Genomic DNA, 25,081 nt, shown 5'->3' with positions numbered 1-25,081 from the left:
CACAGGCGCGCACCGCGCGCCTGTTGCGTTGTTCTCTGGTTTAGCTCCCTTCACGTATACTCACTTTATTATCACTGAGTTTGCAGGTAAGGAAAAAGTATGCGTGTTCTGGTTGTGGAAGATAATGCTCTGCTGCGCCACCATCTCGCCGTTCAGCTGCGTGATATGGGGCATCAGGTTGATGCCGCTGAAGATGCGAAAGAAGCTGACTACTTTCTTCAGGAACATCTGCCTGACATTGCGCTGGTTGATCTTGGCCTGCCCGACGAAGATGGCATGTCGCTGATTCGCCGCTGGCGTAGCGACGCGGTGCGCCAGCCGATCCTGGTACTGACCGCACGCGAAGGCTGGCAGGCAAAAGTTGAAGCCCTGGAAGCCGGCGCGGACGACTACGTTACCAAGCCTTTTCATATTGAGGAGGTTGCTGCCCGCCTGCAGGCGCTGATGCGCCGCAATAGTGGCCACGCATCGCAGATCATCTCCCTGCCGCCGTTTCAGGTCGACCTGTCACGTCGCGAGCTGGCGGTGAACGACGTGCCGGTGAAGCTGACAGCATTTGAATATACGATTGCGGAAACGCTGATCCGCAACGCGGGTAAAGTGGTCAGCAAAGATTCGCTGATGCTGCAGCTCTATCCTGACGCTGAACTGCGCGAAAGCCATACCATCGATGTGCTGATGGGCCGCCTGCGCAAGAAAATCCTGGCACTGCATCCGACCGAAGTGATCAACACGGTACGCGGTCAGGGCTACCGTTTCGATCTCTGACGCCATGAACTGGTTTCGCCAGCTGCGCCCGCTCTCGCTCCGTACCCGCTTTCTGCTGGCGACCGCCGCCGTGGTCCTGTTTATCTCTCTCTCCTATGGCATGGTCGCGGTTATCGGCTATGTCGTGAGTTTCGATAAAAATACCTACCGCGTGCTGCGCGGTGAAAGTAACCTCTTTTTCACTCTGGCGCAGTGGCAGGATAACAAACTCACCATCGCGCAGCCGGAGCGCATGACGCTGAATTTCCCGACGCTGGTCTTTATCTACGATGAGCGCGGCAAGCTGCTGTGGCAGCAGCGCGACGTGCCGGAGATCCGGGAAAAAATTCAGCCCGAGTGGCTGCTGAAGCCTGACTTTTATGAAATTGACACCAGCAACCGCACCAGCCTGACGGCATTAGGCGATAACATTCAGGCGCAGCAGCAGCTGCACGCGCTGGACAGCAACAGTAACGACACCTTTACCCATTCGGTTGCGGTGAATCGCTACGATGCGACAGTCAACCTGCCGGCGATGACCATTGTGGTGGTGGATTCCATCCCGCAAGAGCTGCAGCACTCAGACGTAGTCTGGTCATGGTTCAGCTATGTGCTGGCGGCTAACCTGCTGCTGGTGATCCCGCTGCTCTGGCTGGCCGCTCACTGGAGCCTGCGCCCGATTGGCGATCTTACCGCGCAGGTGCGCGAGCTGGAGACTGGCCAGCGGGAAAACCTGGGCGACAATCCGCCACAGGAGCTGAAAAGCCTGGTGCGCAACCTCAACCTGCTGCTGACCAACGAGCGTCAGCGCTATACCCGCTATCGCACCACCCTCTCTGATTTAACCCACAGCCTGAAAACACCGCTGGCGGTGCTGCAGAGTACGCTGCGCTCACTGCGCAACGGCAAATCGCTCACCATCGAACAGGCGGAGCCGGTGATGCTGGAGCAGATCAGCCGTATTTCACAGCAGACAGGTTACTATCTGCATCGCGCCAGCATGCAGGCCGATCACAATCCGCTGCAGCGTGATTTTCACTCGGTTTCCGCCCTGCTCGACAGCCTCTGCTCTGCGCTCAACAAGGTTTACCAGCGCAAGGGCGTGGAGATCACGCTCGACATTCCCCCCGAGCTGGTGTTTGTCGGCGATCAGAACGATTTTATGGAAGTGCTCGGCAATGTACTCGATAACGCCTGTAAATATTGCCTGGAATTTATTGAAGTCAGCACGCGCCAGACTGACCAGGCGCTGCATCTGTTTATCGACGATGACGGGCCGGGTATTCCTGAAAGCAAGCGCGATCTGATTTTTGTCCGCGGCCAGCGGGCCGATACGCTGCGGCCGGGACAGGGGCTGGGGCTGGCGGTGGTGCGGGATATTCTTGAACAGTATGCCGGAACCGTCAGCGCCTCTGCCAGCCCGCTGGGCGGCACGCGCATGGAAGTGGTGTTCAGGCGGCAGGAAGTTACACATCACCGCGAGTAGAACCGGCTGCGGACTGTTATACTTGCCAGCAATTATTGCTCCAACCGGAACGCTTCGTATGGATTATCAGCTCGATATCAACCAGACCGACTTTATTCAGCGCTACTGGCAGAAACGCCCGGTCGTGCTTAAGCGCGGCTTCAAAAATTTCGTGGATCCCCTCTCGCCGGATGAGCTGGCGGGACTGGCGATGGAAAATGAGGTGGACAGCCGCCTCGTCAGCCACCATAACGACAAATGGCAGGTCAGCCACGGCCCGTTTGAGAGCTATGACCATCTGGGTGAAAGCAACTGGTCGCTGCTGGTTCAGGCGGTTAACCACTGGCATGAGGGCTCTGCTGCCCTGATGCGCCCGTTCCGCTTTCTGCCCGACTGGCGCATCGACGATCTGATGATCTCGTTTTCAGTCCCGGGCGGCGGCGTGGGTCCGCATTTCGACCAGTATGATGTCTTTATCATTCAGGGTACCGGCCGCCGGCGCTGGCGCGTGGGTGAAAAGGTCCCGATGAAACAGCACTGCCCGCATCCCGATTTGCTGCAGGTTGCGCCGTTTGACGCCATTATCGATGAAGAGCTGGAGCCGGGCGATATTCTCTACATTCCGCCGGGCTTCCCGCACGAGGGCTACTCGCTGGAAAATGCGCTCAACTATTCAGTCGGGTTCCGGGCGCCAAATGGCCGCGAGCTGATCAGCGGCTTTGCTGATTATATGCTGGCTCATGAGCTGGGCAGCTATCGCTACAGCGATCCGGAAGTACCTTCACGCAGCTGCCCGTCGCAGATCCTGCCTTCTGAAGTTGAAGGCATTCGTCAGGTTATGCTGGATGTGATCAACCAGCCGGAGCAGTTCAGCCAGTGGTTTGGCGAATTTATTTCGCAGTCGCGCCATGAGCTGGACGTGGCGCCACCGGAGCCGCCGTATCAGCCGGATGAGATTTACGATGCGCTGCAGCAGGGTGACACGCTGACGCGGCTTGGCGGCCTGCGCGTACTGACGCTGGGTGATGCCGTCTATGTTAATGGCGAGCAGATCACCAGCCAGCATCCGCAGGTACTGGCCGCGCTGGCGCACCAGCATGAACTTGCTCTGGCAGATTTTGGTGACGCGCTGGATGACCCGTCACTGCTGGCGCAGCTGGCTGGTCTGGTAAACAGCGGCTACTGGTTCTTCGCTGATTAAAACCATGCGCCTCTCCCGCTTCCGGGAGAGGCGCTCTTCTGCGTTATGTCCGCTTTTCTGCCGCCAGCGCAGAGAGCCGCACAATCACTTCTGTCGCTTTTTGCATCACATTCAGTGAGGCAAACTCATGTTTGCCGTGGTAGTTATAGCCACCGGTAAAGATATTCGGACAGGGCAGCCCTTTCCACGACAGCGCGGAACCGTCAGTGCCGCCGCGAATCGGCTTCACGTCAGGCTCAATGCCGCAGTCGCGCATCGCCTGCAGCGCCAGCTCAATAATATGCGGATGCGGCTCCACTTTTTCGCGCATATTGCGATAGCTGTCGCTAATCTCGACTTTAACCGAACATTCGCTCTGCAGCCCTTTGCCCACCCGCTGTCCGATGTTCTCCAGCAGCTGTTTGCGCTGTTCATAGCTGTCTGCATCAAAATCGCGGATCAGATACATCAGCTCAGCGTGCTCCACCGTGCCTTTGATAGAGTGCAGATGGAAAAAGCCTTCGTAGCCGTCGGTAAACTGCGGCTTCTCCTGAGCAGGCAGCTCGGCGTGGAAGCGCATCGCCAGATCCAGCGCATTCACCATGACATTCTTTGCGCTGCCGGGATGAACGTTATTCCCGGTGATATAGACCATCGCAGTTGCGGCGTTGAAGTTCTCAAACTCAAACTCGCCGAGACCGCTGCCATCCATGGTGTAAGCCCAGTCAGCCGCAAACCCTTCCACGTCGAAGTGCGACGTGCCGCGGCCGATCTCCTCATCCGGCGTAAAGGCAACCCGGATAGCGCCGTGCGGCACGTCACCCTTTGCCAGCTCCGCCATCGCCGTCATAATCTCCGCAATGCCCGCTTTATCATCCGCACCCAGCAGCGTTTTGCCGTCGGTCGTGATCAACGTATGTCCGGTCAGCTTATGCAGCACCGGGAACATCACCGGCGACAGCACTTCATCCCCATTACCCAGCGCAATGTCGCCGCCGCGATAGTTCTCCACGATCTGTGGATTGACGTTTTTCGCCGTGTAGTCGGGCGAGGTATCCATATGAGAAATAAAGCCGATAACCGGCACTGGCCAGTCGACGTTGGCCGGCAGCGTGCCCATTACGCAGCAGTGGTCGCTCAGCGATACATCGACAAAGCCCAGTGCAATCAGCTCTTCCTGCAGCTGACGCGCCAGGATCCACTGCCCCTCACTGCTCGGCACCTGCCGCGCCTGCGGTTTAGCCTGCGTCTCTATCGCTACGTAGCGCAGAAAGCGTTCCAGTAACTGTTCCATCCGTTATCCCCCCTGTTTAAGCCGGTGTTATTATTGCGGCGGCAGCTGCCCGCCGTGTTGCGCGATATCACTCTTCTTTAGGTTAGCCTGCCTGCCATAGCGTGTACCAGGTAAATTATTGCCGGCTGGCCTGTCACGCACAGTTCGGTAGTTTGCCCTCTTTTCCAGGTAATTCAGCGGTAAATTATGGCATTAGATAAATTTTCAGGTATTATCCCGCCTTCACTACGGCTCGCTGTCGCCGGCAGCGAGCCGCTATCCTGATCCCTTCAGACTGAGTGACTAAAATGACGCAAACATGCGCACAACAGGCGCTGGTTACGCTTTCTGGCATCAGTAAAGCTTTCGATGGGAAAACCATCATCTCTGATTTCAACCTGCATATCGGACACGGAGAGTTTATTACTCTGCTGGGCCCGTCAGGCTGCGGGAAAACCACCATTCTGCGCCTGCTTGCCGGCCTGGAAACCACCGACAGCGGCCGCATCACGCTGGATGGCAGCGATATTACCGATACGCCCGCCGAGCAGCGTCATATCAATACTGTGTTTCAGAGCTACGCGCTGTTTCCGCATATGTCCGTGTTTGAGAACGTCGCATTCGGTCTGCGCATGCAGAAGCGCCCCGCCGGTGAGATCGTTCAGCGCGTTAATGAAGCGCTGGCCATGGTGCAGCTGGAGAGTTTCGCCGACCGGCGCCCGCATCAGCTTTCAGGGGGACAGCAGCAGCGGGTCGCTATCGCCCGCGCCGTGGTTAACCAGCCAAAAGTCCTGCTGCTGGATGAGTCTCTCTCGGCGCTGGATTATAAGCTGCGTCGTCAGATGCAGAACGAGCTGAAAGCGCTGCAGCGCAAACTGGGCATCACCTTTGTTTTTGTCACCCACGATCAGGAAGAGGCGCTCTCTATGTCAGATCGTATCGTGGTGATGCGCGACGGTCGCATTGAGCAGGATGGCACGCCGCGTGAAATTTATGAAGAGCCGGGCAACCTGTTTGTGGCGCGTTTTATCGGTGAAATCAACGTCTTTGACGCCGAGGTGATCGCGTGCGACCGCGCGCCCACCATCCGCGCGCGCGTTGAAGGCATCGCCTGCGATCTGCACTGCCCGTTTCCGGTAGCGCCCGGTGATAAACTGCACGTGCTGCTGCGCCCGGAAGATCTGCGCGTTGAAGAGATTGCTCATGACAGCCGCAGCGAGTATCTGACCGGTTTTGTTCGCGACCGCAGCTATAAAGGCATGACCCTGGAGTCCTCGGTGGAGCTGGAGAACGGCAAGCTGCTGACGGTCAGTGAATTCTTCAACGAAGATGACCCCGATTTTGACCACTCGCTGAATCAAAAAATGGCCATCCGCTGGGTGCCGGACTGGGAGGTGGTACTGCCCTATGAAACTGATGCGTAATCGTCTGCAGAAAGCGATTGTTGCCCTGATTGTCAGCTGGCTGACGCTGTTTGTGCTGCTGCCCAATCTGATGATTATCGTCACCAGCTTTCTGACGCGCGATGATGCGCACTTTGTCAGCATGGTACTGACCTTTGATAACTACCGCCGCCTGCTCGACCCGCTCTATGCCAGCGTGCTGCTGCATTCACTGAATATGGCGTTTATCGCCACCCTGTGCTGTCTGCTGCTGGGCTATCCGTTTGCCTGGTGCCTGACCCGCCTCTCGCCGCGGCTGCGTCCGCTGATGCTGTTTTTGCTGATTGTCCCCTTCTGGACCAACTCGCTGATCCGCATCTATGGGCTGAAGATCTTTCTCAGCACCCGCGGCTGGCTGAACGACTTTCTGCTCTGGCTCGGCGTAACAGATAAACCTTTTCGCATCATGTTCACCTCTGAAGCGGTGATTCTGGGATTAATCTATATCCTGCTGCCGTTTATGGTGCTGCCGCTTTACTCCAGTCTGGAGAAGCTCGACCGATCGTATCTTGAAGCGGCGCGCGATCTCGGTGCCAGTAAGCTGCAGACGTTTGTACGCATTATTCTGCCGCTGACCCTGCCCGGCATTGTCGCGGGCTGCCTGCTGGTATTTATCCCGGCGATGGGCATGTTTTACGTTGCCGACCTTATGGGCGGCGCCAGAAATCTGCTGATCGGAAATATTATCAAAAGCCAGTTCCTGAACATTCGCGACTGGCCCTCTGGCGCAGCCACCAGCGTGGTGATGACGCTGCTAATGGGCATTATGCTGCTGTTTTACTGGCGGGCGGCGCGGCTGCTGAATAACCGGATGGATCTCTCATGATAGCGCGTCTGCTACGCGGCGGCTTTATGGCCGCAATCTATGCCTGGTTCTATATTCCGATGATTATCCTGATCGTGAACTCCTTCAACGCCTCGCGCTTTGGCATTAACTGGCAGGGATTAAGCACGCGCTGGTATCAGCTGCTGCTGAACAACGACAGTCTGATTCAGGCAGCGCAGCACTCACTTGTCATGGGTGTGATCTCCGCAACCTGCGCCACGCTGATTGGCGCGCTTACGGCTGTTGCGCTCTACCGCTACCGTTTTCGCGGTAAACCCTTTGTCAGCGGGATGCTGTTTGTGGTGATGATGTCGCCGGATATTGTTATGGCGATCTCCCTGCTGGTGCTGTTTATGCTGCTGGGGATCTCGCTCGGCTTCTGGTCGCTGCTGTTTTCGCATATCACCTTCTGCCTGCCTTTTGTGGTGATCACCGTTTACTCGCGGCTGAAAGGGTTTGATGTGCGCATGCTGGAGGCGGCAAAAGATCTCGGTGCCAGTGAAGTAACGATTCTGCGTAAAATTCTGCTGCCGCTGGCGATGCCGGCCGTGGCAGCGGGCTGGCTGCTGAGTTTTACCCTCTCTATGGATGATGTGGTGGTCTCATCATTCGTTACCGGGCCGGGTTTCGAAATCCTGCCGCTGAAGATCTACTCCATGGTGAAAGTTGGTGTTTCACCCGAGGTGAACGCGCTGGCGACGATCCTGCTGCTGCTGTCGCTGCTGCTGGTGGCGATCAGTCAGCTACTGCTCCGTGATAAAACCCAATAGAGGATACCCCATGAAAAAACACGCTTGCTGGCTGATAGCGGGAGCGATGGCGCTGTGTATGCAGAGCGCGCAGGCTGACAATAAAACGCTCTACTTCTATAACTGGACGGAGTATGTGCCGCCGGGTCTGCTGGAGCAGTTTACCAAAGAGACCGGGATCAAAGTGATCTACTCCACCTATGAATCCAATGAGAGCATGTACGCCAAGCTGAAAACCTGGAAAGATGGCGCTTACGATCTGGTGGTGCCTTCGACCTATTTTGTCGCCAAAATGCGCAATGAGGGGATGCTGCAGAAGATCGATAAATCGCAGCTGAGCAACTTTAAGAATCTCGATCCCGACCTGCTCAACAAGCCGTTCGATCCCGATAACGACTACTCCATTCCCTATATCTGGGGCGCGACCGCTATCGGTGTCAACAGCGATGAGATCGATCCTAAAACGATCACCCGCTGGGCCGACCTCTGGAAGCCGGAATATAAGCAGAGTCTGCTGCTGACGGACGATGCGCGCGAAGTGTTCCAGGTGGCGCTGCGCAAGCTCGGTTATTCCGGCAACACGCAGGACCCGGCGCAGATCGCTGCCGCGTCAGAAGAGCTGAAAAAGCTGATGCCGAACGTGCTGGCGTTTAACTCCGATAATCCGGGCAACCCGTTTATGGAGGGCGAAGTCAACGTCGGTATGATCTGGAACGGCTCCGCTTACGTGGCGCGTCAGGCGGGCACGCCGCTGAGCATTGTCTGGCCGGAAGAAGGCGGCATTTTCTGGATGGATAACCTGGCGATCCCGGCCAATGCGAAAAACCGGGAGGGGGCGCTGAAGCTGATTAACTTCCTGCTGCGCCCCGATGTGGCAGCTCAGGTGGCGGAAACCATCGGTTACCCGACGCCAAATCTGGCGGCAAAAAAGCTGCTGCCTGCGGCCGTTGCGCAGGATCCGTCACTCTATCCGCCTGCTGACGTCATCAGAAAAGGCGAGTGGCAGAATGATGTCGGAGCCGCCAGCATACAGTATGAAACGCTGTTTCAGAAGCTGAAAGCGGGCCGCTGAAAGGCGTAACGGGCGCCGCACAGGCGCCCGGTTTAGTGCTCCAGGCTCTGCAGCAGGCGCTGCACAAACGCCGGTACCTCTTCGCTCGCCAGGCCATATTTTCCTTCGGCAAACTCATTGCCCACCTGACTTGGCTCCAGGTTCAGCTCAACCGTATGCGCGCCTTGCAGCGTGGCTTCATGTACAAATCCGGCGGCAGGATAGACATGGCCTGAGGTGCCGATGGCGATAAACAGATCCACCTGCTGCATCGCCTCATAGATCTCTTCCATGCCGAGCGGCATTTCGCCGAACCACACCACGTGCGGCCGCAGCCGCGCCGGAAACTGGCAGCAGGTGCAGCGATCGTCGGCGGTCACGTCGCGATGCCACGCCACCACCTGGCCACTCTCCTCACAGCGCACTTTCAGCAGTTCGCCATGCATATGCAGCACGCGCTGGCTGCCGGCACGCTCGTGCAGATTATCGATGTTCTGTGTGACCAGCAGAAAGTTATCGCCCAGCGCCTGTTCCAGCTCTGCCAGCGCCAGATGTGCGGCGTTAGGCTGGATCTCCGGCTGCTGCAGCTGCTGGCGGCGGATATTATAAAAGCGCTGCACCAGCGCCGGATCGCGGCGAAAGCCCTCCGGCGTAGCAACATCTTCAATACGATGTTCTTCCCACAGGCCGTCGGAGGCGCGAAAAGTACGAATGCCCGATTCAGCAGAGATGCCGGCACCGGTCAGTACCACCACGCGCGGCAGCGGATGCGCGGCGAGTTCAGCGCTGCGATCGCGCTCAAAGATGCGCTGGCGAAAGCGCTGATGCACTTTACGGCGGTTTTTCCGGTCGCGGGCGAGCCTCAGGCGGCGGCGCTGTATGCGCATAAAAACTCCTTGATCTGCGGCGCAGTACGCCGTGTTTCGGGTGTTGTAGTGGGCAATGCTGTCCCGGTAATAGCGACTGCGTGGCGACTCCGTCGTACGCAGGCGCTGAAACCGGACGCAGCCGCCGGAGCGGCTGCGTCCGGGCGGTTACTGACCGCTCAGCACGCGGGCCGGATCGAGGCGGCTGGCGCGTCGCGCCGGGTACCAGCTGGCGATCAGGCTCAGCACGATAGCGGTTACCAGTACAATGACAACATCCAGCCAGTGCAGTTCCGACGGCAGAAAATCGATAAAATAGATATCGCCTGCCAGCAGCGTATGCCCGGTCAGATGTTCGATGCCGCGCATCACCGGCGTCAGGTTCAGCGCCACCAGCACACCGGTGACAACGCCGCTGACGCTGCCCAGCAGGCCCGCCAGCAGCCCGTACCAGATAAAGATAGCGCGGATAAGCCCATCTTTAGCCCCCAGGGTACGCAGTACGGCAATGTCTGCGCTCTTATCTTTAACTGCCATCACCAGCGTGGAAACGATATTGAAACAGGCGACGCCAATCACCAGTACCATCGCCAGATACATAATGGCGCGGATCATCTGGATATCGCGATACATATAGCCGTAGGTGCCAATCCAGCTTTTGATATAAACATAGGCGTGGGCTACCTCACCGGCCGTGCGCACCAGCTTTTGCGCCTGAAACGGATCGCTCATCTTCAGTGCGATACCGCTGACGCTGTCGCCCAGGCCCAGATAGCGCTGCGCATCCGCCAGCGGAACCAGCGCCAGGCTGTGATCGAGCATGCCGCTCAGCTGAAGAATACCGCTGACCTGCAGCCGGATGCGCTTTGGCTGCTGCAGCTTATTATCCGCGCTGCTGTTAGGGATCATGATGGTGATCCAGCTGCCCTGCTTCACGTTCAGTGACTTGGCGATACCGCCGCCCAAAATAATCTGCTGCCTGCCGGCGGCAAACTGTGCCCAGGCGTCGCCGGCGACAAACTGCGGCAGTGCGCTGAGACGCGACTCCTGCTGCGGATCAACCCCTTTGACCTGCAGCGCCTGTAGCCTGGCGCCGCTCTCAATCAATCCGGTAAAATTAACGTAGGGGGCCGCCGCCGCGATGCCGGGCACCTGCTCCATCGGGGCAATCAGAGATTGCCAGTCGCGCAGCGGCCCTTCGACCGGCTCAATTTCACCATGCGGAACGACAGCCAGAATGCGGTTATTCAGCTCACGCTCAAAACCGTTCATGGCGCTGAGGCCGATGATCAGTACCGCCACGCCCAGCGCAATTCCCACGGTGGAGATCACTGAAATCAGCGATACCATGCCGCCGCGCCGCCGGCCCCGGCTGAAACGCAGCCCCAGCAACAGCGAGAGTGAAGAGGTCATGCCTCTGCTCCCAGCGTCAGGCGATCGCTCAGCTGTCCGTCACGCATCTCCATCTGCCGCGTCAGCCGTTTTGCCAGCTGCAGATCGTGAGTCACCACCAGAAACGCCGTGCCCTGACGCACGTTAAGCTCGCCCAGCAGTTCAAATATCGCGTCGGCGTTGCGCGCATCGAGATTGCCGGTGGGCTCATCCGCCATCACCAGACGTGGACGGTTAACCAGCGCCCGGGCAATCGCCACGCGCTGACGCTCGCCGCCTGAGAGCTCAGAAGGACGATGCGCGGCGCGCTTCTCCAGCCCGACCGCCGCCAGCATTTCGCGGGCGCGACTCTCAGCTTCCGCTTTGGCGGTTTTGCCAATCAGCAGCGGCATCGCCACGTTCTCCAGCGCGCTGAAGTCAGGCAGCAGGTGATGGAACTGATAGATAAAGCCCAGTTCGCGGTTGCGCAGCTCCGCTTTTGCGGCGGCGCTCATGCCATTAAGCGAGCGGCCATCAAACACCACGTCGCCCGAGGTCGGCGCATCCAGCCCGCCCAGCAGATGCAGGAGCGTACTTTTACCAGAGCCGGAGCTGCCGACAATCGCCGCCAGCTCGCCGGGCTGCAGGCTGAAAGCCACGTTGCGCAGCACGTCGGTCTGCACGCTGCCTTCCTGATAGCGTTTGCACAGGTCGCGACACTGCAACAAAGGGGTATTACTCATAACGTAAAGCCTCAGCGGGTTGAACGGCGGCAGCGCGCCAGGAGGGGTAAAGGGTTGAGAGCAGCGCAACCGTCATTGAAATCAGGGCGATCATCACCACCTGCCAGGGATTGATGTCCACCGGCAGCGCCGCGCCATCGAGAAACAGGCCGATGACCGGCATCAGCGTGTTCAGCTGGCTGGCAAGCAGCACGCCAAGCAGCGCACCCAGCAGCGCGCCAATAATACCGGCACTCGCGCCCTGCACCATAAAGACCGCGACAATCTGCCGCCGGGTTAAGCCCTGCGTCTGCAGAATCGCCACTTCGCCCTGCTTCTCCATAATCAGCAGACCCAGCGAGGTGATGATATTGAACGCCGCTACGGCGATAATCAGACTCAGCAGCAGCCCCATCATATTTTTTTCCATGCGTACGGCCTGGAAAAGATCGCCTTTGCGCTCGCGCCAGTCTTTCCACACCGTGCCCTGCGGCAGCGGCTGGGTACTCAGCGTATCCACGCTCAGCGGCTTTTCCAGCCAGAGCCGCCAGCCGGTGATGCTGCCTGCCGGATAGCGCATAACGCGCGATGCATCCTGCTGATTAACGAGGATCTGGTAACCATCTACCTCACTATTTGCCGCGTAAGTCCCGGCAACGGTAAAGATGCGCTGGCTGGGCAGGCGCCCGACCGGCGTAAACTGGCTGACCGAAGGCACCATCAGACGCAGCGCGTCGCCCCGCTTCACGCCGAGCTGTGCAGCGAGCTGCTCACCGAGGATCACATTATATTTGCCCGCCTGCAGCACCTGCTGCTGCGTGTTAACCAGGTAAGGCGTGAGCGGATCGGGTTCGTCCGGATTAACCCCCAGCATCACGCCGACCGAGACGTTGTGCGCACTCTGCAGCACCACATCGGCCGTGGTCAGGGGAGCAACGCGCGTGACGCCCTGCAGCTTCAGGCTGTCAGCCGGCAGCTGCTGCGGATCGATACTGCCTTTGTCACTGGTAATGAGCGCCTGCGGCATCAGCCCCAGGATATTCCCCTCCAGCTCACGCTCAAAGCCGTTCATCACCGACAGCACGGTCACCAGCGCCATTACGCCCAGGGTAATACCGATAGTTGAGAGCCAGGAGACGAAGCGACCGAAGCGGTCTGAAGCCCGTCCACGCATGTAGCGTAAACCGATAAATAGCGCAACTGGTTGATACATGAGTTCCGTTCTGGCCATTGCCTGATAATAAGGTAGAGGGATGATAATGGAGCCGCCTGCTTTATGAAACCTCTAACCCACTGAGTGATGAGCGAAGTTGCATCAAAATGCGTCCCTGCCGCGCCACAGGAGAGATTTCTTTCGCCGCAACGGTTCTGCCCCGCCGTGCGGCCGGATAAAAGCTGTACGAACGGTTGCCGCTGGCGGCGCGCGCATACCATCACTGGCATATCGGGACTATTATATCTGTCAGGCTGATAGCGCGGAGTCGCTGTCGCTCCCTTCCGGCCTGCCTGCGGGCACAATGGAGAGATGATCATCAGGGCGGTTTATGGAATGATGACGCCCTGAAATACAAGGAGAGCACGTCGAGACCCTATGTCGGAACAGCATCGTTATACCCTGCCTGCCAAAGCAGGAGACCATCGTCAGCTCGGCCAGCTGGTGGGCGCCGCGCAGGCGGTTGAGTGCGCCAGTATCACCGAACGCCATCAGGGTCCGGTGTTGATGATCACCCCGGATATGCAGTCCGCGCTGCGGCTGCAGGAGGAGATCCGTCAGTTTACCGACCTGCCGGTGATTAATCTGCCGGACTGGGAAACGCTGCCCTACGACAGCTTTTCGCCCCATCAGGATATTATTTCAGCGCGCCTCTCTACGCTTTACCAGCTGCCGATGCTGGCTCGCGGCATGCTGATTCTGCCGGTCAATACGCTGATGCAGCGCGTCTGCCCGCACAGCTTCCTGCACGGGCACGCGCTGGTGATGCAGCAGGGACAAAAACTGTCCCGCGACGCGCTGCGCGATCAGCTGGAACAGGCGGGTTACCGCCACGTCGATCAGGTGATGGAGCATGGCGAATACGCCACGCGCGGTGCCCTGCTCGATCTCTTCCCGATGGGCAGCGACCAGCCCTATCGCATCGACTTTTTTGATGATGAAATTGACAGCCTGCGCCTGTTCGACGTCGACAGCCAGCGCACGCTGGAGTCAGTGGATGCGATTAATCTCCTGCCGGCGCACGAATTTCCCACTGACAAAGCGGCGATTGAGCTGTTTCGCACCCGCTGGCGCGAGATTTTCGACGTGCGCCGCGAGCCGGAGCATATCTATCAGCAGGTCAGTAAAGGCACGCTGCCCTCCGGCATCGAATACTGGCAGCCGCTGTTTTTTGAGCAGCCGCTGCCCACGCTGTTCAGCTACCTGCCCGCCAGCACGCTGGTGCTGAACTGCGGCGATCTGCCTGGCAGCGCGGATCGCTTCTGGCAGGATGCGCACGCCCGCTTTGAAAACCGGCGCATCGACCCGATGCGCCCGCTGCTGGAGCCGGCCACGCTCTGGCTGCGGCCCGATGCGCTGCTCAGCGAACTGAAAGCCTGGCCGCGCATGCAGCTCACGGCAGAAACGCTGCCGGAAAAAGCCGCCAATACCAACCTGGCATATGAACCGCTGCCGGAGCTTACCGTGCAGGCCCAGGCGAAAGCCCCACTCGACCTGCTGCGCCAGTTTCTGGAGCAGTTCAGCGGCCAGGTGATTTTCTCGGTAGAGAGCGAAGGCCGCCGGGAAAGCCTGCAGGAGCTGCTGGCGCGCATTAAGCTACGCCCTCAGCCGGTTGAACACTTCAGCGAAGCGGCGGCTCAGCCTTACAGCCTGATGATTGGCGCCAGCGAGCGTGGCTTTATCGATACGCTGCGCGATCGCGCGCTGATCTGTGAAAGCGATCTGCTGGGCGAGCGCGTCAGCCGTCGCCGGCAGGATAATCGCCGCACCATCAATCCGGACGTGCTGATCCGCAACCTGGCGGAGCTGCATCCGGGGCAGCCGGTGGTGCATCTGGAGCACGGCGTCGGACGTTATATCGGACTCACCACACTGGAGGCTGGCGGGATTGTGGCGGAGTACCTGATGCTCTCCTACGCCGGCGACGCCAAGCTTTATGTACCGGTCTCCTCACTGCATCTGATCAGCCGCTACGCCGGTGGCGCCGATGAAAATGCGCCGCTGCACAAGCTGGGCAGCGACGCCTGGTCACGCGCGCGGCAGAAAGCGGCGGAAAAGGTACGCGACGTGGCGGCGGAGCTGCTGGATATCTACGCCCAGCGTGCTGCGAAAAGCGGCTACGCCTTTAAGCACGATCGCGAGCAGTATCGGCTGTTCTGCGAGGGCTTCCCGTTTGAAACCACGCCGGACCAGGCGCAGGCAATTAACGCCGTGCTGAGTGATATGTGCCAGCCGCTGGCCATGGATCGCCTGGTGTGTGGCGACGTGGGCTTTGGTAAAACGGAAGTGGCGATGCGCGCGGCGTTTCTGGCCGTGGAGAACACCAAGCAGGTGGCGGTACTGGTTCCCACCACCCTGCTGGCGCAGCAGCACTATGACAACTTCCGCGATCGCTTTGCCAACTGGCCGGTGCGTATCGAGATGCTGTCACGCTTCCGCAGCGCGAAAGAGCAGGCACAGGTGCTGGAGCAGGCGAGCGAAGGCAAAATCGATATTCTGATCGGCACGCACAAACTGCTGATGAGCGATCTCAAATGGCGCGACCTCGGGCTGCTGATTGTGGATGAAGAGCACCGCTTTGGCGTGCGGCACAAAGAGCGCATCAAGGCGATGCGCGCCGACGTCGATATCCTGACGCTGACCGCTACGCCTATTCCGCGTACGCTGAATATGGCGATGAGCGGCATGCGCGATCTGTCGATTATCGCCACGCCCCCTGCCCGTCGCCTGGCGGTGAAAACCTTTGTGCGCGAATATGACAGCCTGGTGGTGCGCGAAGCGATTCTGCGCGAGGTGCTGCGCGGTGGTCAGGTTTACTACCTCTATAACGACGTGGAAAACATTGAGAAAGCGGCGCAGCGGCTGGCGGATCTGGTGCCGGAAGCGCGTATCGCGATTGGTCACGGCCAGATGCGCGAGCGCGATCTGGAGCGGGTAATGAACGATTTCCATCATCAGCGTTTTAATGTACTGGTCTGTACCACCATCATTGAAACCGGTATCGATGTACCCAGCGCCAACACCATCATCATTGAACGTGCCGATCACTTTGGTCTGGCGCAGCTGCACCAGCTGCGCGGGCGCGTTGGCCGCTCGCACCATCAGGCCTACGCCTGGCTGCTGACACCGCACCCGAAAGCGATGACCACCGATGCCCAGAAGCGGCTGGAGGCGATCGCCTCGCTGGAAGATTTAGGCGCCGGCTTTGCGCTGGCGACGCACGATCTTGAAATCCGCGGCGCCGGTGAGCTGCTGGGCGAGGATCAGAGCGGTCAGATGGAGAGCATCGGCTTTACGCTCTATATGGAGCTGCTGGAAAATGCGGTGGATGCTCTGAAAGCGGGACGCGAGCCGTCGCTGGAAGATCTCACCAGCAATCAGACCGAGATTGAACTGCGGATGCCGGCGCTGCTGCCCGACGATTTCATTCCCGATGTCAGCACCCGTCTTTCACTCTATAAGCGGGTTGCCAGCGCCGCCGACGAGCAGGATCTGGCTGAACTGCGGGTAGAGATGATTGACCGCTTTGGCAAACTGCCTGACGCCGCGCGCAATCTGCTGGATATCGCCGCGCTGCGCCTGGCCGCGCGCGAGCTGGGCGTGCGCAAAATTGAAGCCAGTGACAAAGGCGGCTTCTTTGAGTTTGCCCCGCAGAACCAGATCGATCCCGGCTGGCTGATTAGCCTGCTGCAGAAAGATCCGGCACAGTGGAAGCTGGATGGCCCGACGCGGCTGCGCTTCACGCGCGATCTGGCTGAACGCAAGCTGCGCATGGAGTGGGTTCAGGAGTTTATCACCGAACTGGCAAAGCACCGGCTGCCGGCGGGCTGATGCAAAAGAAAAAAGCGCCTTACGGCGCTTTTTTTATCTGGTTTGCTGTGAAATAGCTTTGCCCAATCAGGCCTGATTCGAATTCAGGATGAGCTGACCGTTGCGATCAAGCGGGATGCGGGTGCCAGGGTCATTCTCCATACGGATTTTGCCCTGCTGGTCGCCTATTTTATAGGTCACATCATAACCCAGCATCTTTTCCTGTTTACTGTATACCGTTCTGCAGCGCTGTTCGCTGGTGGTGTAGGTGTCCCGCTCCTGCAGAGCGCCCTGCACCTGATTACCGCCGTAGCCGCCGGCCAGCGCACCCGCTACGGTAGCCACATCGCGACCGCGACCGCCGCCGAACTGATGACCCAGCACGCCGCCAGCGACGGCACCCAGCACTGAACCGGCAATGCGGTTCTCATCCTGTACCGGACGACGGTGCGTCAGCGTAACGTTACGGCACTCCTGACGCGGCTGTTTGATACTCTCTTTAATCGGGGTGGCTGACAGCACCTGAGCAAATTGCGGACCGCGATCAAACACGTTCATGCTGGCGACCGCCGCCACGCCCAGCGCTGCTGCTACGCCGATTCCGATACCCGCAAGCATTGATTTATTCACAGGAATATCCTCCTGACAGTGTTACCGCGCATTCCCGTCGCTACAGGCTGTAGCGGAGGCATAACCGGCGTGCGCGCCGCGCCGTGTTCCTGAAGATAAGTTTTGCAGATGGTCCGGAATTGCAACATCAGATTAATGGAGGAAACGCAGCGTAAGCGCAGCAGGGCCAGCTTTTAGGAGAGTTCCGAGCCGCGGATTCGGGGCGGGTAATGTTGCGGTGAACTGATGATTATCAGCAGCTTATTGCGGGCAAAAAGGGAGCGGGCGACATTATGTCGCCCGCTATTGATTAGTGCAGTTTAAGTCGCGGACGCAGTACGCGGTTCAGACTGCCAACCAGCATCATCAGGCCGGTCTTGAAGTATCCATGGAGCGCAATCTGGTGCATACGATACAGAGAGATGTAGACAAAGCGCGCAATGCGCCCTTCCACCATCATTGAGCCGCGCATCAGGTTACCCATCAGACTGCCCACGGTGGTAAAGCGCGACAGCGAAACCAGCGAGCCGTGATCTTTATAAACGTACGCTTTCAGCGGCTTGCCTTTACGCTGTGCGAGGATGTTATCCAGCACCCGTGACGCCATCTGATGCGCCGACTGCGCGCGCGGCGGCACGAAGCCGCCACCTGGCAGCGCACAGGAGGCGCAGTCGCCGAGCGCGTAGATATTTTCATCGCGCGTGGTCTGCAGCGTCTCTTTAACCACCAGCTGGTTAATGCGGTTGGTCTCCAGGCCGCCGATCTCTTTCATAAAGTCAGGCGCTTTGATGCCTGCTGCCCACACCATCAGATCGGCAGCAATATACTCACCCTCTTTGGTGTTAAGCCCTTTCGCATCGGCGCTGGTCACCATGGTCTGCGTCAGAACGCGTACGCCCAGTTTGGTCAGCTCCTGATGGGCCGCCGCAGAGATGCGCGGTGGCAGCGCGGGCAGAATGCGCTCACCCGCTTCCACCAGCGTGACGTTGAGCGCGCTGCTGTCGAGACCTTTGTAGCCGTAGCTGTGCAGCTGCTTCACCGCATTGTAGAGTTCAGCGGAGAGCTCCACGCCGGTGGCGCCGCCGCCAACAATGGCGATATTGACCTTCTGCAGCTCACCTTCGCTGGCAGAAAAACGCAGGAACTGATTCAGCATCTCATTATGGAAGCGACGCGCCTGATGCGGATTGTCGAGGAAGATGCAGTGATCTTTTACGCCCGGGGTGCCGAAATCATTGGACGTACTGCCCAGCGCCACCACCAGACGGTCCCACGCCAGCTCACGCTGCGGCACCAGAATCTCGCCCTGAGCGTCGCGGATTTCCGCCAGCTCAATGGTTTTGCGATCGCGATGGATCTGCGTCAGCGAGCCCAGCTGAAACTGAAAGCCGTGGTTGCGGGCGTGAGCCAGATAGCTCAGCGCGTCAATGCCCTCATCCATAGAGCCGGTCGCCACCTCATGCAGCAGCGGTTTCCAGAGATGACTGTGGTTGCGGTCAACCAGAATAATCTCCGCTTTTTTGCTGCGCCCCAGCTTATGCCCCAGCTGCGTTGCCAGCTCCAGGCCACCGGCGCCTCCGCCAATAATGACGATCTTTTCCATGGTTGTAGTCAATGCAGACCCCCTCAAAGTTGTAAACCAAAAGTTAATTAATGGTTAAATAAAACCTTAATAAACATAGGGTTGGCGATGTTTAATCGCGCGCTGAGGGCAGAATATCACGCCGGTCTAACCAGATCATAAGGAAATTGATGCAGATCAATCTTTCGCGGGGATTATCAGAATGTTACACGTTTTGTGAATAGCATCACACGACAAACGCCGCATTCCCCCAGGGAACGCGGCGCTTCGCAACGCTTACTGCTGTGCGTTATGCGCCAGCCAGCGCGCCTGCAGATCGCTGAGCTGACGCTGATTCTGCCGCCAGCGCGCGCTGCTCTGCAGCTCATCCAGCGTATGCTGCCCGCGATGCCAGAGCCGTGCAATACGTTCTGCCGGACCCGCCTGCAGATTATCCAGCACGCTAATGGCGCCCGCCCGCTGGTTGCAGACCAGAATCATATCGCAACCGGCATCCAGCGACTGCTGCGCCCGTTCGGCGTAGCTGCCCATCACGGCGGCGCCCTCCATTGAGAGATCGTCGGAGAAGATCACGCCGTCAAAGGCGAGCTCCTGACGCAGCACCTGCTGCAGCCAGTAAGGCGAGCCGCTGGCGGGCAGCGGATCGACCTGGGTGTAGATAACGTGGGCCGGCATCACCGCATCCAGCAGCTGTTCACTGATGAGCTGCTGAAAAATAGCCATATCGTGCTGGCGCAGCGTGGCGGCGTCGCGCGTATCACGCGGTGTCTCTTTATGCGAATCCGCGCTGACCGCGCCGTGGCCGGGAAAATGTTTACCGGTGGTTTTCATACCGGCTTCGCGCATGCCGTTAATAAAGCGCCGCGCGATCTGCAGCGCAATGGCCGGATCGGCATGAAACGCCCGATCGCCGATTGCGGCGCTGATGTGGCCGATATCGAGCACCGGTGCAAAGCTGATATCGATATCGAGCCCGGTGATCTCCGCCGCCATCTGCCAGCCCGCCTGCTGCGCCAGCTCGCCTGCCGCAGTCAAATCGTGCAGGGCAGCAAAGGACTGCATTGCCGGCAGCTGCGTGAAGCCTTCGCGGAAACGCTGCACGCGCCCGCCTTCCTGATCCACCGCCACCACCAGCCGGTTACGGGAAGCGGCGCGGATCTGACGCACCAGCTCGCGGAGCTGAGCAACGTCATGAAAGTTGCGCGTAAACAGAATAAGTCCGCCCACCAGCGGGTGCTGCAATATCTCGCGCTCTTCTGCGTCCAGCGTATAGCCCGCCACGTCCAGCATCAGCGGGCCGGGTGCATTGATTGTCATAGCTCAGTTCCTGAATTAAATATCCTGCCAGCTGGTCTGCGCCAGCTGCTGTAAAGTTGCCTCGCCGCTCTGCTCGGCGCGCAGCTGATACCAGCTCGCCATCAGCAGCTGCAGCCACGGCTGCCAGCGCGCGATCTGACGCGCCAGCACGGCCGCATCCATGTGCGTCCGTGCGGCATACTCTTCTGTCCACGCCGCTGCCTGCGCCGGCGCCCATGCACAGATGGCAGCCAGCTCCAGCGCCACGTCGCCATCGGCTGCATACTCCCAGTCAATCAGCCTCAGCCCGGCTGGCGTCGCGATCACATTGCCCGGATGGACGTCCATATGCAGCGGCGCAAGGCGCAGCGGGCGCGGTTCCCCCTGTCGCTGCAGCCGCTGCAGGCGCGCCAGCCAGCGCCAGTGCCGCTGGCGGCAGCGCTGCCAGTAGAGCTGCAACAGCGGCAGCAGCCGCAGGGGATAGCCGGTCAGCGGCTGCCGGTGCAGCGTGCTTACCAGCGCCACTATTGCGCTGCGCTGTGCGTCAAAGGCGGCAGGCGTCAGCGCCTCACCCGGCAGCCAGCGCTGCAGCAGCCACGGGGAGCGCCAGCTGAGCGGCTCCGGCCCCAGGCCGGCGTTACGCAGCTGGCGTAAAATACGGTATTCGCGCTGCCGGTTAACAAAAGGAATCGGCTGCAGAGGCGTGCGCCGGGCCAGCAGCGTCTCCTGCCCGCCCGCAATCTGAAAACTGTTGCCGCTCAGACCCGGCAGCGCGAAAAAATAGCCGGCGGCGGGTGCCGTCGGCCACTGTTGCTGCACCAGGTCAACCAGTGCGGGATCAGGGTTGTGTTGCACCATTACCTGACCAGATGATTTCGCCGGTCTGCACCAGCATCAGCTGCATCTGCAGCGTGGGTGACTTCACCTCGCCTTTCGCATTGCTGTAAAGCACATACTGCGCGTTGACGATGCGCGCCAGTCCAATCGCTTTGCTGCGCGAGTTCAGACTATCTTCCGGTGAGAGGCCCAGCGTCTGGCGAGCCTGATTCAGCTGATCATCAGATACCAGGGTAAACTTGCCGTTGTTCGCCAGCGCGCTCTGAATGGCACTGGTGGCTTTTTCGGTCTGCAGCGCGCCGTTGGTGCTGTTTTTAAGGCGATCGACCAGCAGCACGCTGCCCGGATTCACCCCGGCAGACTGCACCATATTGGCCACCAGCGGTGAGACGCTGGCGCTCCAGTTAATGGTCTTTAGCTTAGGGGGCTGCGGCACATTTTGTGGCGGCGGCACGGGTTGCGGCTCCGGCTGCGGTTCCGGCTGAACCGGGGTCGTCGGCTGCGTCGGTTCGACCGGCGCCGGCGTCTGCTGTTTTACCACACAGCCGGTAAGCATCAGCGCAAACAGTAGCGCGCCAGAACGTTGAACACTGCGGATCACGGGGTTACTCCTTAGAGATAAAGATAAAGCCGCACTTTGCTGGCGGTAAGATTGCCCATTTGCGAAGCCACCATCACGCTGCCGTGTGCGGGAACAGTTTGCGTCTGTGCCGGCTCCTGCGGCTCAATTTCCAGTCCCTTATCGTCATACCAGTAGAAACGATAATGAACCGTAACAGGCGCTTCACGCAGATTCTGCAGCGTGCTGGCCGCCTGCAGCTGACCGTCGCGGCTGGTAAGCTGTGGCTCGTCAGTAATAATCCCCGCTGACAGCACGGATGACTCCATCACCAGCGATTGCGAGGTATTAATCATCGGTTTATCACTACTGCAGCCTGCCAGAGTCAATAATAGCAGGCCGCTCAGCCATCGACGCATATCAGGTCCGCCTGAGGTTAATAAGCAAGCATCGGGCCCAGGGGTTCACCACCCACCAGGTGCATGTGTATATGATAGACCTCCTGACCGCCGTGGCGATTGCAGTTCATGATCAGGCGATAGCCATCTTCAGCAATGCCTTCATCGCGGGCAATTTTCGCCGCCACGGTGATCATCCGCCCGAGCGCATGTTCATGCGCAGGCTTAACGTCGTTCGTCGTGGGGATCAGGACATTAGGGATAATCAGCACGTGAGTGGGCGCTTTGGGTGCAATATCACGAAAGGCGGTGACCAGTTCATCCTGGTAGATAATATCGGCCGGAATTTCACGGCGAATGATTTTACTGAAAATAGTCTCTTCAGCCATGGTGCGGTTCCTTTTTACCTGAGTCAGTCTGGCAGTATGCGCGAGAAAATCCGCTTCTTTCAACCTTCTCCCGGCTTTTCTTCACTGACTGGCTGCTTTTACAGCGTCGCGCAGACAAACAAAAACCCCCTCACGGGAGGGGGTTTTCAGTAACGGTGCACAATCTTACTGCAAAGGCGTTACATGCTGCGGATGTAATCATCCATTTCCGTTTTCAGATTATCTGATTTAGTGCCAAAGATAGCCTGTACACCGGAACCGGCAACTACCACGCCGCGGGCGCCCAGGTTTTTCAGCTCAGCCTGATCAACCTTTGCCACATCGGCCACGCTGACGCGCAGACGGGTAATACAGGCATCCAGATTGGTGATGTTCTCTTTGCCGCCAAAGGCGCTGACCAGCTTGCCCGCCATTTCACTGCCGGTGACGCTGCTCTGCTCAATCGCGGTATCTTCACGACCTGGCGTTTTCAGATTCAGTTTTACAATCAGCACGCGGAAAACGGTGTAGTAAACCAGGCCGTAGATGATGCCAACAATCGGGAACAGCCAGATTTTGCTGCTGTTACCGCTCAGGACGATAAAATCGATCAGGCCGTGCGAGAAGCTGGTACCGTCACGCATACCCAGCAGGATACAGATAGGGAACGCCAGACCTGCCAGAATCGCGTGGATCACGTAGAGGATCGGTGCCACGAACATGAAAGAGAACTCAATCGGTTCGGTAATACCGGTCAGGAACGAGGTCAGCGCGGCAGAGATCATGATACCGCCAACTTTGGCACGGTTCTCAGGCTTCGCCGAATGCCAGATAGCAATAGCAGCAGCCGGCAGACCATACATTTTAAACAGGAAGCCGCCTGAGAGTTTACCGGCAGTCGGGTCTCCCGCCATGTAACGCGGGATATCGCCGTGGAATACCTGGCCGGCCGCATTGGTGAACTCACCAATCTGCATCTGGAAAGGAACGTTCCAGATATGATGCAGGCCGAAAGGCACCAGCGCACGCTCAATCACGCCGTAGATGCCAAAAGCGACAACCGGGTTCTGATACGCAGCCCACTGGGAGAAATCCTGAATTGCCGTACCTACCGGTGGCCAGATAAACGACAGCACAATACCGGTAAAGATAGCGGTCAGACCGGAAATAATCGGAACAAAGCGTTTACCGGCAAAGAAGCCGAGGTACTCCGGCAGCTTGATACGGTAAAAGCGGTTAAACATATAGGCAGCGATCGCACCGGCAATGATCCCACCCAGTACGCCGGTGTCCGCCAGATGTTTCGCTTCAATCTCTGCGGCTGGCAGATGCAGTACCAGCGGTGCCACGACCGCCAGCGTTTTAACCATAATGCCGTAAGCGACAACCGCCGCCAGCGCTGAGACGCCGTCGTTATTGGTAAAGCCCAGCGCCACACCGATCGCAAAAATCAGCGGCATATTGGCGAACACCGATCCGCCCGCCTCGGCCATAACGTGGGAGACCACGGCCGGCAGCCAGCTGAAGTTTGCAGAACCAACACCTAACAAAATACCGGCAATCGGCAGAACCGATACCGGCAACATCAGCGATTTACCTACTTTCTGCAGGTTCGCAAATGCGTTCTTGAACATAGAAGCTCCTGAGTATGAGTGCATAGTTGCGCGATGCGCGTGGCAGCGGGGGAGGTTCCGCAGCCGGATGACGCTGAGCGTCTTTTGATTTATTACGAAGAGTAAAATAAATGGGGGCGCGTTACTTTGACGGCTATCACGTTTCCTCAATGAGAGCCGGCAGCTTTCAACACTTTCTGACTGACCTGCCGGATAATAGCGCAATAAAACACTGCCTGCGTCGGGAATAACCTGACACAGGCTGTTCATTACGGATTAATTACAGCGTTTGAAATAAAGGTCAGGCGCCCAGACGCGCCATGGGGATGTGAAACAGGCGTGAGAAATTTTGCGTAGTCGTCGCGGCCAGGGTCTCGATATCCACTCCTTTCAGCACCGCCATATAATCGGCCACGTCGCGGGTAAATGCAGGCTGGTTCTCTTTACCGCGATGCGGCACCGGCGCGAGATAGGGAGAATCTGTCTCTACCAGCATCCGATCCAGTGGCACAAAGCGCGCGGCGTCGCGGATCTGCTCCGCATTACGGAACGTCAGAATACCGGAGAAGGAGATATAAAAGCCGAGATCCAGAAGCTTAGCTGCGGTTGCGCGATCTTCGGTAAAACAGTGCAGCACGCCGCCGCACTTTTCGACCTGCTCTTCACGCAGGATCGCCAGCGTATCGTCGCGGGCGTCCCGGGTATGCACGATGATCGGCTTATTCAGCGCAATACCGGTGCGAATATGTTCGCGGAAAGCGGCCTGCTGCTGCGCTTTGGTCTCCTGCTGATAGAAGTAGTCGAGGCCGGTTTCACCCAGCGCTACCACCTGCTCTTCCGCTGCCAGGCGACGAAACTCCGCCACATCCCAGGGTTCATCCTGGTTCAGCGGGTGTACGCCGCAGGCCAGCGCAATATTCTGTCGCTCGCCGACCAGCGCTTTGATGCGATAGTAGTCTGGCAGCGTGGTGGCAATTGCCAGCATAAATTTTACGTCGCGCGCGGCGGCTTTGGCGATAACGTCATCCAGGTCGCGGTGCTGACTTTCATAGTCAAGGCCATCAAGGTGGCAATGGGAATCAACGATAAACATAATTTTCTCAG

The 25,081-nt window shown here is 58.6% G+C and carries 22 protein-coding genes; 8 read left to right on the top strand and 14 right to left on the bottom strand.

Features of this window, described 5'->3' with window-relative positions; all coding sequences use genetic code 11:
* Positions 1-99: 99 nt before the first annotated feature.
* From phoP to B4056_RS06225, 3 genes are read left to right on the top strand one after another with little or no spacing between them, the layout of a single operon-like run.
* Entirely contained in the window at positions 100-768 is a 669-nt protein-coding gene (phoP, locus tag B4056_RS06235; RefSeq protein WP_039383893.1) for a two-component system response regulator PhoP, read from the top strand.
* Between the two features lie 4 nt (positions 769-772).
* On the top strand, positions 773-2,233 hold the full coding sequence (phoQ, locus tag B4056_RS06230; protein WP_071668747.1) for a two-component system sensor histidine kinase PhoQ: 1,461 nt from the start codon (positions 773-775) through the stop codon (positions 2,231-2,233).
* Between the two features lie 58 nt (positions 2,234-2,291).
* Positions 2,292-3,413: a cupin domain-containing protein gene (locus tag B4056_RS06225; protein WP_094112135.1), complete on the top strand. Its 1,122-nt coding sequence runs from the start codon at positions 2,292-2,294 to the stop codon at positions 3,411-3,413.
* 43 nt (positions 3,414-3,456) lie between these two features.
* Here B4056_RS06225 and pepT read toward each other — a convergent pair whose 3' ends face one another.
* Positions 3,457-4,686 carry a peptidase T gene (gene pepT, locus B4056_RS06220; RefSeq protein WP_039383887.1) on the bottom strand — a complete coding sequence of 410 codons (1,230 nt, stop codon included), beginning with the start codon at positions 4,684-4,686 and terminating at the stop codon, positions 3,457-3,459.
* Between the two features lie 287 nt (positions 4,687-4,973).
* Between pepT and potA the strand changes: the two genes are divergently transcribed.
* Genes potA through potD form a run of 4 tightly spaced genes read left to right on the top strand, consistent with a single transcriptional unit; the run spans position 4,974 to position 8,754 of the window.
* Positions 4,974-6,089, top strand: a complete 1,116-nt coding sequence (potA, locus tag B4056_RS06215; RefSeq protein WP_039383885.1) for a spermidine/putrescine ABC transporter ATP-binding protein PotA — start codon at positions 4,974-4,976, stop codon at positions 6,087-6,089.
* Positions 6,082-6,933, top strand: a complete 852-nt coding sequence (potB, locus tag B4056_RS06210; protein WP_190289145.1) for a spermidine/putrescine ABC transporter permease PotB — start codon at positions 6,082-6,084, stop codon at positions 6,931-6,933. The genes potA and potB overlap by 8 nt, the downstream gene beginning before the upstream one ends.
* Positions 6,930-7,703, top strand: a complete 774-nt coding sequence (gene potC, locus B4056_RS06205; protein WP_288654123.1) for a spermidine/putrescine ABC transporter permease PotC — start codon at positions 6,930-6,932, stop codon at positions 7,701-7,703. Before potB ends, potC begins: the two co-directional genes overlap by 4 nt.
* Positions 7,704-7,713: 10 nt before the next feature.
* Positions 7,714-8,754, top strand: coding sequence for a spermidine/putrescine ABC transporter substrate-binding protein PotD (gene potD, locus B4056_RS06200; protein ID WP_283341228.1), 1,041 nt, complete (start codon positions 7,714-7,716; stop codon positions 8,752-8,754).
* Between the two features lie 32 nt (positions 8,755-8,786).
* Here the strand turns inward: potD and cobB are convergent, their stop codons facing one another.
* From cobB to lolC, 4 genes are all read right to left on the bottom strand, one after another.
* Positions 8,787-9,620: a Sir2 family NAD+-dependent deacetylase gene (gene cobB, locus B4056_RS06195; RefSeq protein WP_071668743.1), complete on the bottom strand. Its 834-nt coding sequence runs from the start codon at positions 9,618-9,620 to the stop codon at positions 8,787-8,789.
* 147 nt (positions 9,621-9,767) lie between these two features.
* Positions 9,768-11,012: a lipoprotein-releasing ABC transporter permease subunit LolE gene (lolE, locus tag B4056_RS06190; RefSeq protein ID WP_039383878.1), complete on the bottom strand. Its 1,245-nt coding sequence runs from the start codon at positions 11,010-11,012 to the stop codon at positions 9,768-9,770.
* A complete protein-coding gene (gene lolD, locus B4056_RS06185) occupies positions 11,009-11,713 on the bottom strand; it encodes a lipoprotein-releasing ABC transporter ATP-binding protein LolD (protein ID WP_039383877.1) in 705 nt (234 codons plus the stop codon). Before lolD ends, lolE begins: the two co-directional genes overlap by 4 nt.
* Positions 11,706-12,905, bottom strand: coding sequence for a lipoprotein-releasing ABC transporter permease subunit LolC (lolC, locus tag B4056_RS06180; RefSeq protein ID WP_039383875.1), 1,200 nt, complete (start codon positions 12,903-12,905; stop codon positions 11,706-11,708). Before lolC ends, lolD begins: the two co-directional genes overlap by 8 nt.
* A 378-nt stretch (positions 12,906-13,283) precedes the next feature.
* Here lolC and mfd point away from each other — a divergent pair, with 378 nt between their 5' ends.
* A complete protein-coding gene (gene mfd / locus B4056_RS06175) occupies positions 13,284-16,736 on the top strand; it encodes a transcription-repair coupling factor (RefSeq protein ID WP_039383874.1) in 3,453 nt (1,150 codons plus the stop codon).
* Between the two features lie 66 nt (positions 16,737-16,802).
* Here mfd and B4056_RS06170 read toward each other — a convergent pair whose 3' ends face one another.
* The 9 genes from B4056_RS06170 to B4056_RS06130 form a co-directional block, all read right to left on the bottom strand.
* On the bottom strand, positions 16,803-17,345 hold the full coding sequence (locus B4056_RS06170) for a glycine zipper 2TM domain-containing protein (RefSeq protein ID WP_039383872.1): 543 nt from the start codon (positions 17,343-17,345) through the stop codon (positions 16,803-16,805).
* 289 nt (positions 17,346-17,634) lie between these two features.
* On the bottom strand, positions 17,635-18,939 hold the full coding sequence (locus B4056_RS06165) for an NAD(P)/FAD-dependent oxidoreductase (protein WP_071668742.1): 1,305 nt from the start codon (positions 18,937-18,939) through the stop codon (positions 17,635-17,637).
* Positions 18,940-19,182: 243 nt separating this feature from the next.
* A complete protein-coding gene (nagZ, locus tag B4056_RS06160; protein WP_108569254.1) occupies positions 19,183-20,223 on the bottom strand; it encodes a beta-N-acetylhexosaminidase in 1,041 nt (346 codons plus the stop codon).
* 15 nt (positions 20,224-20,238) lie between these two features.
* Positions 20,239-21,060, bottom strand: coding sequence for a thiamine kinase (gene thiK / locus B4056_RS06155; protein ID WP_039383868.1), 822 nt, complete (start codon positions 21,058-21,060; stop codon positions 20,239-20,241).
* Positions 21,041-21,640, bottom strand: coding sequence for a penicillin-binding protein activator LpoB (gene lpoB / locus B4056_RS06150; protein ID WP_071668740.1), 600 nt, complete (start codon positions 21,638-21,640; stop codon positions 21,041-21,043). Before lpoB ends, thiK begins: the two co-directional genes overlap by 20 nt.
* A gap of 11 nt (positions 21,641-21,651) precedes the next feature.
* Positions 21,652-22,017, bottom strand: a complete 366-nt coding sequence (locus B4056_RS06145; RefSeq protein ID WP_039383863.1) for a YcfL family protein — start codon at positions 22,015-22,017, stop codon at positions 21,652-21,654.
* 17 nt (positions 22,018-22,034) lie between these two features.
* Entirely contained in the window at positions 22,035-22,385 is a 351-nt protein-coding gene (gene hinT, locus B4056_RS06140; protein WP_039383861.1) for a purine nucleoside phosphoramidase, read from the bottom strand.
* A gap of 179 nt (positions 22,386-22,564) precedes the next feature.
* Positions 22,565-23,998: a PTS glucose transporter subunit IIBC gene (gene ptsG, locus B4056_RS06135; RefSeq protein ID WP_039383858.1), complete on the bottom strand. Its 1,434-nt coding sequence runs from the start codon at positions 23,996-23,998 to the stop codon at positions 22,565-22,567.
* Between the two features lie 280 nt (positions 23,999-24,278).
* Positions 24,279-25,070: a metal-dependent hydrolase gene (locus B4056_RS06130; RefSeq protein WP_113655506.1), complete on the bottom strand. Its 792-nt coding sequence runs from the start codon at positions 25,068-25,070 to the stop codon at positions 24,279-24,281.
* Positions 25,071-25,081 lie beyond the last annotated feature (11 nt).

The organism is Pantoea sp. UBA7232 (assembly GCF_002473195.1).
In the GTDB taxonomy this organism is placed as follows: domain Bacteria; phylum Pseudomonadota; class Gammaproteobacteria; order Enterobacterales; family Enterobacteriaceae; genus Pantoea; species Pantoea eucrina.
The sequence above is the reverse complement of the archived record's forward strand: the minus strand, read 5'-3'. Positions and strand labels throughout refer to the sequence as shown.